Source organism: uncultured Gimesia sp. (genome assembly GCF_963976445.1).
Lineage (GTDB): Bacteria > Planctomycetota > Planctomycetia > Planctomycetales > Planctomycetaceae > Gimesia.
This window is the reverse complement of sequence record NZ_CAXBKP010000024.1, coordinates 13,426-26,361: the sequence shown is the minus strand read 5'-3', so window position 1 is coordinate 26,361 and position 12,936 is coordinate 13,426. Positions and strand designations below refer to the sequence as shown.

9 protein-coding genes are annotated in these 12,936 nt (G+C 49.9%); 6 read left to right on the top strand and 3 right to left on the bottom strand.

Annotation, left to right across the window (positions count from 1 at the left end; translation table 11 throughout):
* The first annotated feature begins 390 nt into the window (after window positions 1–390).
* From AAC022_RS21180 to AAC022_RS21160, 5 genes are all read left to right on the top strand, one after another.
* Complete coding sequence (locus AAC022_RS21180) at window positions 391–1,212, top strand: sugar phosphate isomerase/epimerase family protein (protein WP_339734174.1); 822 nt, start codon at window positions 391–393, stop codon at window positions 1,210–1,212.
* 556 nt (window positions 1,213–1,768) lie between these two features.
* A complete protein-coding gene (locus AAC022_RS21175) occupies window positions 1,769–2,026 on the top strand; it encodes a hypothetical protein (RefSeq protein WP_339734299.1) in 258 nt (85 codons plus the stop codon).
* Window positions 2,027–2,267: 241 nt separating this feature from the next.
* Window positions 2,268–4,175 carry a DUF3857 domain-containing protein gene (locus AAC022_RS21170; protein WP_339734173.1) on the top strand — a complete coding sequence of 636 codons (1,908 nt, stop codon included), beginning with the start codon at window positions 2,268–2,270 and terminating at the stop codon, window positions 4,173–4,175.
* 214 nt (window positions 4,176–4,389) lie between these two features.
* Complete coding sequence (gene hflX, locus AAC022_RS21165; protein WP_339734171.1) at window positions 4,390–5,742, top strand: GTPase HflX; 1,353 nt, start codon at window positions 4,390–4,392, stop codon at window positions 5,740–5,742.
* Between the two features lie 226 nt (window positions 5,743–5,968).
* Complete coding sequence (locus AAC022_RS21160; RefSeq protein ID WP_339734169.1) at window positions 5,969–8,155, top strand: tetratricopeptide repeat protein; 2,187 nt, start codon at window positions 5,969–5,971, stop codon at window positions 8,153–8,155.
* Window positions 8,156–8,203: 48 nt separating this feature from the next.
* On the opposite strand, the gene AAC022_RS21155 is transcribed toward AAC022_RS21160, so the two are convergent.
* Both AAC022_RS21155 and AAC022_RS21150 read right to left on the bottom strand, forming a co-directional pair.
* Window positions 8,204–9,187 carry a ParB/RepB/Spo0J family partition protein gene (locus tag AAC022_RS21155; RefSeq protein ID WP_339734167.1) on the bottom strand — a complete coding sequence of 328 codons (984 nt, stop codon included), beginning with the start codon at window positions 9,185–9,187 and terminating at the stop codon, window positions 8,204–8,206.
* Between the two features lie 259 nt (window positions 9,188–9,446).
* A complete protein-coding gene (locus tag AAC022_RS21150; RefSeq protein ID WP_339734165.1) occupies window positions 9,447–11,276 on the bottom strand; it encodes a glycosyltransferase family 39 protein in 1,830 nt (609 codons plus the stop codon).
* A gap of 281 nt (window positions 11,277–11,557) precedes the next feature.
* Here AAC022_RS21150 and AAC022_RS21145 point away from each other — a divergent pair, with 281 nt between their 5' ends.
* Entirely contained in the window at window positions 11,558–11,866 is a 309-nt protein-coding gene (locus AAC022_RS21145; RefSeq protein ID WP_339734163.1) for a hypothetical protein, read from the top strand.
* Window positions 11,867–12,093: 227 nt separating this feature from the next.
* Here the strand turns inward: AAC022_RS21145 and AAC022_RS21140 are convergent, their stop codons facing one another.
* Window positions 12,094–12,918: a hypothetical protein gene (locus AAC022_RS21140; RefSeq protein WP_339734161.1), complete on the bottom strand. Its 825-nt coding sequence runs from the start codon at window positions 12,916–12,918 to the stop codon at window positions 12,094–12,096.
* Between the last annotated feature and the right edge of the window lie 18 nt (window positions 12,919–12,936).

The window sequence follows — 12,936 nt, the reverse complement described above, 5'->3', positions numbered from 1 at the left end:
TTGGTCTATTCCTCTACATGATTATTTCAGCAAACAAAATTGAAAACTGGAAACAGTTAGAATCTACTTCGTCACTAAACTTGACGCTGCTTGACTCCGAGGCCCATTTATCCATGCCTAATCACTCATCCTTTTCCTGTTGGACACCACAAACCGTTCCATCGATATAATCGATACCTGTTCGGTGAACGATGTTGGTACAGTATTTGAATTCAGACCGTTTTCGCACTGTTTTGGGTTCATGAATCACGTCTTAAATCCAATGCCAGTAATCCACAAAAGCTGCTGGAAGAATGGCGGCTAAGGCTCGATGAATGCCTAAGTGCCTGCTATTCTCAAAAGCTGGGATGCCTTTTGTATTTTTTTCTTTCGTTAAAGTGAGACACTTACATGAAGTTTGCCATTTGTCAGGAATTGTTCGTTGACTGGGACTGGGAAAAACAATGTGACCTGATCGCGGAGATTGGCTACAAAGGAATCGAGCTGGCCCCGTTTGCCTTTGCTGATCGGCCTTCAGCAATTTCAGCAGACCAGCGAATATCGCTCAAAGAAACGGCGGAAAGCCGGGGGCTGCAAATCATTGGCCTGCATTGGCTTCTGGCAAAAACGGAAGGCTTGCATTTGACCACGTCCGACGTGGCCGTCCGCCAGAAGACAGCCGATTATCTGGTCGAACTGGGAGATCTGTGTGCGGATCTTGGCGGCGATTTAATGGTTTTTGGCTCGCCGTTTCAGCGCAATATTGAAGCAGGAATGTCTCGAACTCAGGCTTATGAAAACGCAGCTGAAGTTTTCCGAAACTGTCTGCCTGCGATTGCAGAACGAGGCGTTCGGATCTGCATGGAACCTTTAACTACCAAAGAGACCGACTTTGTAAACACCTGTTCGGAAGCAATAGAGCTGATCGACATGGTGGGAGCAGATAATTTTGTGTTGCACCAGGATGTGAAAGCCATGCTGGGAGCAGAAACAGAATCAATTCCGGATCTCATTCATAAGCATGCCGCTCAGACGGGTCATTTCCATGTGAACGATCTCAATCTCCTGGGACCGGGAATGGGGGACACCGATTACCATCCGATCTTCAAAGCGCTGAAGGAAAGTGGTTACCAAGGATGGATCTCAGTCGAGGTTTTTGACTACGAACCGGGGTGTGAATTTATCGCGCGCGAAAGTTTTCGTTACATGAAAGAGGTTTGGGAAAGCGTCTAAAACCCTCAAATCAAGCGATGAAGCAAAAATATTTTCGAAAAGGTCAAAAAAAATCTTCCCCCTTTTTCGCTTCATTTTAAAAACGAACCGGCTCTTGTTTAAAGAGTAATACGAACAGACAAATTGATTCAAACAAAATAACAGAGGTCGTTTTTGTTCTACTATAGTAGAGTTAAAACGACCTCTTGTTTTTTAACGAATCAGCAACACACAACGAAAGTCAATTTGTTTTCTGCGCACTTTTACTTTTAAACGCAAAGTACGCGGAGCTTTACAGCAAGCCTAAAACTCGCAAAACATGAATAAATGGCTTGCAGAATTTTTGGAAATATTTACGATGATGGCCAACAAATAGATGTAAGTCCTTATTGCGTAATGAGTGTCAATTAAAGAATTCATTTGATTGAAAAAACATTCGTTTTCAACGAGGGCGAACATCGGGGTTTGTCAAGGTTGACAAGCTCAATTCTTATTCGTTGTGGCAGACCTTTGCCGACTTATAGCCCGGAGCCAGCGGCAAGGCAGCCCTCGTTTAACTCTCAAAGGAGGATTTGCGGTGGCAAAGAAAAAGGCAAAGAAAAAAGCAGCACCAAAGAAAAAAGCAGTAAAGAAAGCTGCTCCAAAGAAGAAGGCAGCTCCAAAGAAAAAAGCAGTGAAGAAGAAAGCTGCTCCTAAAAAGAAAGCTGCTCCAAAGAAGAAAGCTGCTAAGAAAAAAGCCGCCCCAAAGAAAAAGGCAGCTAAGAAGACAGTAAAGAAAAAAGCAGCACCAAAGAAAAAAGCTGCTAAGAAAAAAGCCGCTAAAAAGAAGAAATAGTCTCTCTTTTTAGTTGCTGGAATCAACAAGCCATAACGAGTAAGAAGCGATCGTCATTTCGATCGCTTCTTCTATTTCTACTTCTCACTAATTTGATTAACTGCCAGTTTTATATCGATTCAAGACCAGTGTTCTAATGGATACCGTGTGGCCGCTTATGCTGGCACCCCGTCTTGATTTAACGCTACAATAAAACTCAGACTCCCTGTCGACTTTCAATTGACTTAAAAGAGCTCCTGCATTGAATCAAACCAGCAAAGAGGGAACCGTGAAACCCAAACGAAAACTTTGGCGAACCCGGTTTAAAATGGCGCGGAAGACATTACCTTTTGCGTCGCGTATTTCAGCTGATGAAGTTTGTGTGCCAGAAATCTCTGACGACGAATTACAACACTGGGGCGAATACATCCTGCTGTCTGATGCAACGTCTGTTCTGCATCGCGATGGAACAATTACCAGACGCGCGCATAATTTCACAAAACTTTACGCGAACGAATCGCTGGCGCAGTGGGATGAAGTTTATCGCTTTTATGATCGAAACACATCGATGCATAAAATCCAGACCGCGAAAGTTTATCTGCCTGATGGCAGTATGAAGAAAGCCCAGAAAGTCGTTCAACCATACGGGCAGATTTCTCTCAATTTTTATCCGCTTCGCCCTGGCGTGACGGTCGAACTCGAGGAACAACAGGACTTTTTTGTTCTCGATCGAATTGCCGCCTGCATGTGGGGACAGGAGTATTTCCAGTTCGCGATTCCCTGCCGCCGTCTGCGATATACGGTCGCTGTTGCCGAACCATTTTCGTTGGAATACAAATTACACCGATCGGATAAAGAACCGCGAACATGGAAACAGGGAAGCTATCAGGTCTATCAGTGGGACCTGCACGACATCCCCGGTTATGAAACCGATGATGGCACACCGCACCCGCGCGATGTACTTCCCTGGGTTGATATCACCACGCTTTCTTCCTGGAAGCCCATCACGAAATTTTATATGAAGGACCTGGAGCCTCCTGCCAGAACACCTCCCCAAATTCAAAAACTGGCGGAAGAACTCACCAGTGATGATCAATCCACGGAAGACAAAATCTATTCAATTTACAAATACAGTTCAGAAGACGTACGTTATGGCAGACACCCTAACGAATTGAATCTCGAGAAAACCCGTGAAATGGGATTGATGCTGGAGGATATGCGCGGGGACTGCAAAGACAAATCTTCTTTGATGGTTTCGATGCTCAGGCATCTGGAAATCGAAGCATCGATTGCGATTCTATTGACCCGGATGAATGGCACTGTCGCGTTTCTGCCAGGGGCACGCTTCGACCACGCGATCGTGTGCGTGACTTTAGAAAATGGAAACCGGCTCTGGTTGGATCCAGCAGGTGGGCCCGTCACATTTAAAGATCTCCCCTTTAATGATCAGGGGATACAGGCACTGCTCCTGAATTCTGAAGCAGGCGCGCTGACAACAATTCCCGAAGGGGGGCCTCAAAGTCAGCAATTCAGTCGTACTTGTGAGGGCGTATTATCAGAGGACTGCAGCTATCAATTCACGGCAGAAGTGACGACCTCCGGTGATACAGCAATGGAGTTCCGTTTAAAGTATATGTACCGCAATCAAGAGTCGACGGTGATGACGCTGGAAAAAGAATTGGCCTCACACTTGACTGGTGCCAGGATTGATTCGCCGCAGTTCATCAATCTGAAAGATATTTCGCGGGAAGTCAGCTACCAATATCAGACCACACTTGATCAATGGTCGCGACAGATTGATGAGATCATTTTATTTCGCATTCCCTGGATTGGATCGATGCATACTGTGGGCATTGTGAATGTTCAAAAAAGAACATCCGCATTACAAACACCCAACCCGATCCGCTACTCCGACAACCACAAAATTAAAATCCCCGCCGGCTACCAGGGGTATGGGTTACCTTACGAGCACAAACTCGAGTGCCAGTGGGGCCGCTATCAGGCGACGGTCTTTGTGGAAAATTCACACCTGATTTGCAAACGCGAAGTCGACCATCTGGGAGGAATCGTCTTTGAAGATCAGTACCCGGAATTTAAAAAATACTGGGAAGCTTGTACGCGCGCGGACGCGCTGGATGTCGTCTTAATGTTAATGAAAACACCCGGTTAAACATTTGTCTTTTCTTTGTTTTCACACATCCCGGTAACGCACTTTTTTGGGCAAGACACAGTGCAACCTGAACTTACCGCCACGAATTGGTGTCTGAAGAGATAAATAGCCTATTCTCCCCTGGATAACCTGTTAAAATGGAGAGTAGGAGCGGGGGCACGAAACAGGTCCTCTTATTACTCTCCCCATTTTATATAGATAAGGTTGAACCTCCTTGGCGGATCCAAAACGAGAAGAACTGCAAGTGAAAGCAAAACGAGCCATCTTGGTCTCGGTGATTTCCCCTTCCAGCCACATAGAAAAAGATCAGGCCCTTGATGAATTAAAAGGGCTTGTTGAGACAGCGGGCGTTAAAGTTGTTGGCACCCTGGTCCAAAGTCGAGAGCATCCTCACCCGGCCACTTGTCTGGGGAAAGGGAAGCTGGACGAGCTCAAGCAAATGGTGAAGCACGTCGATGCTGAGTTGGTCGTGTTTGATAATAATCTCTCTCCTTCTCAAGGGAGAAATATCGAAGAAGAAACCGGGTCAGTCATTGTAGATCGCAGTGAATTGATTCTCGATATCTTTGCCACGCATGCAAAAACATACGAAGCCAAGTTGCAAGTGGAGTTGGCACAACTGCTTTATTTTCGTCCCCGGTTGAAGCGGCTGTGGACCCACTTGGAACGAATCGAAGGGGGCGTTGGTGCAGGCCGTGGCCCTGGTGAAAAGCAGCTTGAAACAGACCGTCGACTGTTAGACAAACGCGTGGCTGAACTGAAGCGGAAACTCTCAGAAGTTGAACGCCGCCGGGAACGAACGGTCTCCCATCGATTTCAGCATTTGACCGTTTCTCTCGTGGGCTACACCAACGCGGGTAAGAGCACGCTGATGAATGCACTCACGGGAGCCGACGTCTATATCGCAGACAAATTATTTGCCACTCTGGATACCCGCACCCGCCGCTGGCAACTTCCTCATTGGGGAGAAATCTTGCTCAGCGATACGGTCGGATTCGTCCGAGATCTTCCGCACCATCTCGTCGCTTCATTCAAATCGACACTTGAAGAAGCCCGACAGGCAGACCTGTTATTACACGTGGTCGACTCCAGTAATCCAGAAGTCGAACACCATATCAAAACGGTCAACAAAGTTCTGGATACCATCGGGATCGACTACAAGAACGCCATTCTGGTTTTCAACAAAACAGACAAAGTCGAAGACAGATCAAAGCTCGATGTCCTGCGTCTGAAATATGAAAACGCCGTCAGTGTGAGTGCGGTTTCCGGCGAGGGTCTGGACCGTCTCTCTCAAGCCGTGATTGATCGCCTGGCCTCCGGGTATGTTGTCGCAGAAATAGAAACGCCAGTCGGAAACGGCAAGCTGCTTTCGCAACTGGAAGATCACAGCCTGATCTTATCACGTGAATATTCCAACGATGACTCTCGCGTCACGCTCGAGGCGCGTATCGCGCGACGGTTCCTGCCACTTCTGAAACTGAGCGAAGAGACAGAGTTGAAAATTAAAGGCGAAGCGCAACCGGTGCCCGATGGTTTTGTAGCTGAAGAAACCACTCATGAAGTCTAATTCTATTTCCTGGTCCGGTTGCTTTCACACTTCCCGTAAATTGTGTATGACATAAGTAACGTGATACGCATTCTCCCGATTGAACGAAGTGTTTGTACTTTCGCAAGGCTCAATCCTGCAGCGACATTGAATTCGACAGGCGGGACTTGCCTGCGATACGCGAAACGAGACCATTCGAAATCAACCAGACAGACATCCTGAGATAGACAGACAAAGCATAAGCGCGATGAAGAAACGATGGATTTACGGCGTCATCATATTCCTGAGCATCACATCAATTGGTCTGGCCATAGACTGGCTGTCTGGACTGCCTGAAGGTGAGCAGGCAACCTACGTTGGTCGTCAAACCTGCTTTGAATGCCATCAGAAACAATCTGCGCTCTGGAAAAAATCGGATCACGATCTGGCCATGAACCTGGCGACTCCCGAATTTGTACTGGGGGATTTCAATGATACCGAACTGGAGCACTTCGGCATCACTTCCACCATGACCCATGAAGGCGACAAATATTATGTCACCACGCAAGGCCCTGATGGCAAGCGGTCGCGATTTGAAGTCAAGTATGTGATCGGCGTCAGACCGCTGCAGCAATATCTGGCGGAGCTGGATCGGGGCAAGATCCAGGTCTTACCGGTCACCTGGGATACTGAACAGAAACGCTGGTACTATGCCAGCCCCGATGAACCGTTTGGCCCCGATGATCCGTTACACTGGTCCGGCTCTGCTCAGAACTGGAATCACATGTGTGCTGAATGTCACACCACGAACTGGTCCAAAAATTATGACGTTGCTTCCGACTCGCACCACTTCTCATTTTCTGAAATGCGCGTCAGTTGTGAAGCCTGCCATGGTCCGGGTTCAATTCATGTGAAACTGGCCAACTCACACTCCCTGTTTTGGGATCGCCACTATGGATATGGTCTGGCCAAATTGAAAGGCAAAGATGCGACCGCGCAACTAGAGAGTTGTGCCCCCTGTCATTCGCATCGCAGACACGTCGCTCCCGGGCATACTCCCCTGGATCGATTTCACGATCACTATGCGCTCTCGCTGCTGGAAGACCATCTATACCATCCGGACGGGCAGATCAACGAGGAAGTGTATGTCTTCGGGTCTTTCACCCAAAGTAAGATGTATCGCAAAGGGGTCCGCTGCACCGACTGCCATGACCCGCATTCTCTGAAACTCAAATTCCCGGGCAACAAACTTTGTACTCAGTGTCATCTCGAAGCGAAGTTTGATGTGCCCAGTCACCATCACCATAAAGTGGGTAGCACGGGCGCATCGTGTGTCGAGTGCCATATGCCAACCAAGACCTACATGGTGGTCGACCCCCGGCGGGATCACAGCTTGCGAATTCCACGTCCTGACTTGACTGTCAAACTGGGGACCCCCAATGCCTGCAATCAATGCCATACCAAGGCCGCTGAAACTCCCGCATGGGCGGCAAAGAAAGTGGATGAGTGGTACGGAACCAAGCGACGTGACGATCCGCATTATGGCGAAATCCTGGCAGCCGGCCGTGCAGGAAAACCAGAAGCCGAATCTGCTCTCATCAAACTGACGCGCGAAAAAGAAGTGGGACCGATTGTACGTGCTACCGCAGTATCGTTATTGGCCACCCGATATAATACAGCCGAAAGCCGGAAGGTTGTCGAGCGGTCATTGAAGTCAAAAGAAGAACTCGTTCGTCTGGCGGCCCTGCGTGGGTTTGACGGCTGGTCTCCCGGTTCTAGAGAGGAAGCCGATGATATTGGCAAACTGCTGGCCAAAGGGCTGACCGACTCCTCGCGGGGAGTCAGAAGTGAAGTCGCCCGCATTCTGTCATCGCTCCCAATTCTGCCAGACACGAACCAAAATCAGCGGGCCTTGAAACACGGGCTGGAAGAATACAAGGCAGGCTTACTGGCGGACGGTGACCAGACTGGCTCTCACATGAGCCTGGGAATTCTGTATGCGAATCAGGGGGACCTCAAAAAAGCAGAGCAGGAATTCCGGATCGCGATTAAGCTCGCACCAGCGGTCGCTGGTCCGCGATCGAACTTGGCGCAGCTTCTGGAACAGCAGGGACGAACAGAAGAAGCCAGTGAGTTACGCAGCAAAGAAGCTGAGCTCCTGGCCCGCGATGCCAAGCTACTGCCCGACAATGCCCTGCTGCAGTACCGCCTGGGACTGCTCTATTATCTGCTGGGACGAGAAGACGAAGCGGTGACCACGCTCAAGAAAGCTTGTGAGCTGGAACCGCAATCTGCCGACTTCCGCTTGATGCTGACACTGCTTTATGAAAAGCAGCAGAACTGGAAGCTGGCTTTGGAGTCGGTCGATACGCTGCTTCATTTGCAGCCAGCGAACCCGACGTTCCGGCAGATAAAATTGAACTTGCAACAAAAAGCAAACCCGAAAGGCCAGTGATGCCGTTCGGGTTTGCGACTGATTTGTATGCTGACTTCGGTATTCGCTTCAGGCAGACTTTCGTAGGACTCCGGTGATTCGCTCGAACGTTTCATTGGAATCGAAGGGAATTAGAATCTGTCCCGAATGATCGGTCTTGAGTTTGATCTCGACCTGGGCTCCCAGAATCTCGCGGAGCTGCTGCTGCAAGTCAACCAGATGATTGGTCATCTGCGGTGCCTCCGTTGTCTTCTTGGTCTTCTCAAAGGGGACGGTGTCTGCTTCCCCTTTCAAGATCTTACGGACTTCCGCTTCGGTCTTGCGGACGGAGAGCGACTCCGCCTGGATCTGCTCGCACATGGAGATCTGACGTTGCTCGTCCAGGCTCAATAACGTCCGGGCGTGACCGGCTGAAATCTTTTCCGCATGCAGTGCCTGCTTGACTGGTTCGGCCAGATCGAGCAGACGAATCATATTGTTGACGGTAGATCGGTCGAGGCTGAGCCGTTGGGCCAGTTGCTCAATGGTACTGTCAAACTGACTCAGGTAGTTTTTGAAAGCCTGGGCTTTTTCAAGAACATTCAGGTCCTTACGTTTGAGGTTCTCCTCGATCGCAACTTCACAAACCTGTCGCTCTTCCAGATTCATCACACGGCAGGGAACCGTTTTCAAACCGGCATCACGGGCCGCCTTCAATCGCCGTTCTCCGGCGATCAACTGATAGGCTCCATCAAAGGGACGCACCAGCAACGGTTGCAGAACTCCATGCTGACGAATACTGCCTTCCAGTTCCTTCAGTGAATCCGCCGCGAATTCCTGACGAGGTTGATAAGGGTTTCGTTCGATCAGATCGATGTCGATCTGGTCTTGTTCGGCTGGCACGAAAACGTCCGCAGATTCGCCGTTCGCGCCTTCATCTTGATTATCTGATTCCGAATCCGCACCACGACCTAACAGTGCATTTAAGCCGCGACCCAATCTGCGACGAGGGGCACCTGGGGTTTCTGACTGCTCAGCAGGATTGTCGGCTGGGTTTTGATTTTGATCTTCCATAACGTTCTCTTCTCACAATGAAACTGCCTGACAAAAATAGAGTATGGCACAAGGCGCGGGGATTCTATTTCGATTTGCCATTTGAAGCAAGAGAGCTTTATTGAGCGCGTCTCTTAATTTGTGAGGGAATCATTCTGTCAAGATGACACCGTTAGAGTCCTTCTGGTACTGCTAGGTGAAAGCAGGATCTGGTCTAAAAACGGACCAGCCTGATTTGACTCCAATGGGTGTTTCACGTGGAACACCCACTTTGCCGAACTTACTTCGCACGGTACAGCATCACTGGTTCACTTTCGTTTTCCGTCCCTGGATGAGACTGGTTCAATCTCACCAGAAGGCTGGGCTGGTAATCGTACGACTTGACCAATTCGAATCGATCGCGGACTGGGGTGAACTTCTTTTGGAATTCGGGATCTGTGGCAGCATGCGGTCCAGCGATCAGATAGACGGAGGCATTCGTGGGGAGTGAATCCAGAAAGCGAAAATCAGCCACGGGGCCGGTAAGCTGATGACCTTGTGCCTTCAGATTAAAAAACAGTCCTGGCTCGGCGTAGATGTAGAGAATCGAATCCGAGGCTGCGGAGCCAGATTCTGCCTTGAGATCAGCGAGCATGTTCCGGGAGACGTCGGCTAAACCGTCGCGCGGTTTCCAGGCAGCCACCGTCCAGGGGGTGAGACTCACTACCAGAACCAGGCCAAGAATAACAACGGCAAACCCTGGAACAACACGAGTCAGGCTCTGTGTGGTCTCAGGTTTCTGCTCCGAAGATGAGAAGAGAGTACAGACACAACGCTGCTCCAACCAGCCTGCGAAAGCGGCGGCACCCAGCCAGGCTGAGATCGTCCAGGGAATCGTCAGACGTGGGTACGGATAGTAAAGTGGAGTCGCCAACAGCAATCCACAAAACCAGGCTGCCAGTAACCAGGCTGCCAGAGACTGCTGCAGCATCGGGGTACCGGCATTCCTTTGTGGTTGGTCTTCCCCTCCCTGCCCCAGACGAAATGAACCACTGGCAAAAAATAACTGCAAGAGAATTCCGACAGCCGCCAGGAAGCCAAGTACCGGACTGACACCAAACAGTGCGGCTCCCAACAGCGGCAGCGCAGACAGTACTCCCCCCAGAATCGCATTCCACGTGGAACGTCCTTCTCGTGATCCAGATTCTGAAGAGTCAGAAGTTGGTTCACTTGATGTGAACCAGCGAACGAACAACAGGCAGAACGCCAGACTCAGCAGGCCGACACCAGCAAGGCTCGGCGTCCCTTCCAGCAGACCATGGTTCTGTATCTGTCTGGTGAAGGAATCGAACCAGCCAGAGAACCCAACCACATACCGACTATGATTCGCAGCGACCACCGAATAGCCGCCCCACTTTTGAAGTCCGATTAAAACTGGTAACCAGACCAGAAACGAGATGGCAGCGATCACAGCCCAGCGTAAAATGAATGGTAGCGTATGGCTCAGCTGGCGTCGGTAGATCAGAAGCCAGGGGATGAGACCGGAGAGTCCCACGGCCAACGGAAGCCAGCCGTTGTATTTGATCGCCCAGCCTGCACCAATGGTGACTCCAGCCAGGACGGGCCACTTCCAGTCAGGCAGCACATAACTCTTCCAGATCAGATAGACTCCCAGTAGAAGACAGAAGCCCAACCCCACATCGGTCAACGCAGCCCGACTGTAGATCAGATGCAGATCGCTGAAGCTGGCCAGGGTCGCAGCTACCAATCCAGCAGCAGGACCAAACCAGTTTCGCGCCGCCCACCAGATCAAAGGTACGGTCAACATACCCAACAACAGGGAAGGCAGGAACGTACCCCAGGTATCACTGCCCAGAAAAATCATCGACCATTCAATCATAAATGGAAACAACGGCGGGGCGTAATAATGGCGTCCCGGATACTCAGCCCCCTGCTCTGTGCCGAACCACAAATTCGAAGCATAGACGCCTTCGTCGAAATGCTCGATCGCGGTGCCCGATAGAAACAGGCATCGCAGCAGGCACCCGACCAGGATGACGGCGGCAATCGCTATGATTTCGTGACGTGTCACCGGCGTACTATTTTTGGCTGTCAGATTGATAGGAGGCACATTCCGCTTTCATCAAATGATGTATTCTGGGGTACAATCGAAGTTTACGAATTCTACAGGAACCGAACTCAAATGCCTATGATTTCGTCTGATTCATCTACTATCATGGGGGCTTGGCATAAATCAGCGTTTTCGCTGAAAACGGCAGTTTGGAATTTGTCTCGTGCGACTATAATTCCAGTAGTGATGTTATAGAATTTCTGTCAGGATGACAGTGTTGTCTGAATAATATCCTCAAACTTCAACTGGACATTTTGAGAGAGAAAAGAGAGATTTCGAGGATGAGTACTCCCGCAAGCCTGTATGATGAAGCAGTCAAAATCCACGAGAGTGGAGAAACCGAACAAGCACTTGAGAAACTGAAAGAAGCACTGGCGCTTGATGAAACCTATGTGCTGGCACTTTCGGCTTCTGCCGTCTACAACCAGAAACTGGGTCGCTTCGATGAAGCCATCGCTCATGCAACCAAGGTCACCGAACTCGAGCCAGACGACAAATTCTCATTTCTTCAGCTCTCGGTCATCTGCCAGCGATGTGGTCGGATTGCCGAAGCAGAAGATGCACTGGCGAAATCAAATTCCATGAGCTAGCCATGGGCAGGTTTATGGTAGCGTCTCCAGGGGCATTTGCCCGTGTATCAATAGTACGAGAGACGCGATGAAAAAATGTGATTCGCTCTAGCTCGCATCAGGAAGTGAGCTGCCCACCAGAATCGATCACGCCTCGTTTCAAAATTCGAGCCCCAAAAACAAATTAAGCTCTCATCAGGTTTACCCCGATGAGAGCTTTTTTGTAGACTGGTTTCTTGGAATCGACGCTATTCGTTGATCACGCGAAACGGGGATGCATCCTCTGTTTCCTCTTGATCCACATTCCCGGGAATGAGCTCAAACGGATTCTCATTTTCTTCGGTGACCATTTCCGGTTGCGCTTCAAACGAGATGCGAGCGGGTTCCACTGGTGTTAACTGTTCTCGAGAAACCTGAGCTACCGGCGGCTTCTGGGGCAGATCAACCTGACTGATTTTCAGAGGCGACTGAGTGTTGAAGGTCCGGCCATCTTGTGATTTCATTCGAACCACCAGCGTCAGATCTTCGCTTGTTGGCTGTCGTTGCCAGGGAAGTTCAAAGCGAAAACCGGAACCGGCAAATCCAGAGTACCAGTGTGAGCGGACTTCCTTGCTGTTAAAATTCCAGATCCCAACGCGGCGATTTTCTCCCGACTGACTCAAGTCAATCAGCTCCAGTTCCATGTCGGCGGGAAGCTTGACCGTCTCGCCGTCGGCATCATGCGGTGTGATCAAAGTGGTCCAGAGCTCGTCGCCTTGTTGGTTATCGAGGTCGACACCGCCGGTCAACAGGCTGTTGACTTTGACGCCGGTCACTTGATACAGCGCTTTCGTCTGCTCTGGTAACAAGGTTCCATTGGATGCTTTCGCAAGCTGCTTCTGCATTACTTCGCTCTGATGCTGGGCCGTCGCCAGCGCCTGATGCGATTCTTGCAAATTGCGTTGCAATGCAAAAATGCTGTCTTCCTGTTGCCGCAGTCGGGCTTCCAGTAAATCGGAATTCCCCCGACCTCCACACCCGCAAAGAGTGAGAATCAACAATAACGACATCCATGTCGAAAGAGTTTGCTTCATCGAAAATCCATCACAGCA

What these genes read in the sequence shown, in the direction of transcription:
- AAC022_RS21180 (WP_339734174.1), top strand. Translation starts at nt 391, where the DNA reads ATGAAGTTTGCCATTTGTCAGGAATTGTTCGTTGACTGGGACTGGGAA.
- AAC022_RS21160 (WP_339734169.1), top strand. Translation starts at nt 5,969, where the DNA reads ATGAAGAAACGATGGATTTACGGCGTCATCATATTCCTGAGCATCACA.
- AAC022_RS21155 (WP_339734167.1), bottom strand. Translation starts at nt 9,187, where the DNA reads ATGGAAGATCAAAATCAAAACCCAGCCGACAATCCTGCTGAGCAGTCA.
- AAC022_RS21145 (WP_339734163.1), top strand. Translation starts at nt 11,558, where the DNA reads ATGAGTACTCCCGCAAGCCTGTATGATGAAGCAGTCAAAATCCACGAG.
- AAC022_RS21140 (WP_339734161.1), bottom strand. Translation starts at nt 12,918, where the DNA reads ATGAAGCAAACTCTTTCGACATGGATGTCGTTATTGTTGATTCTCACT.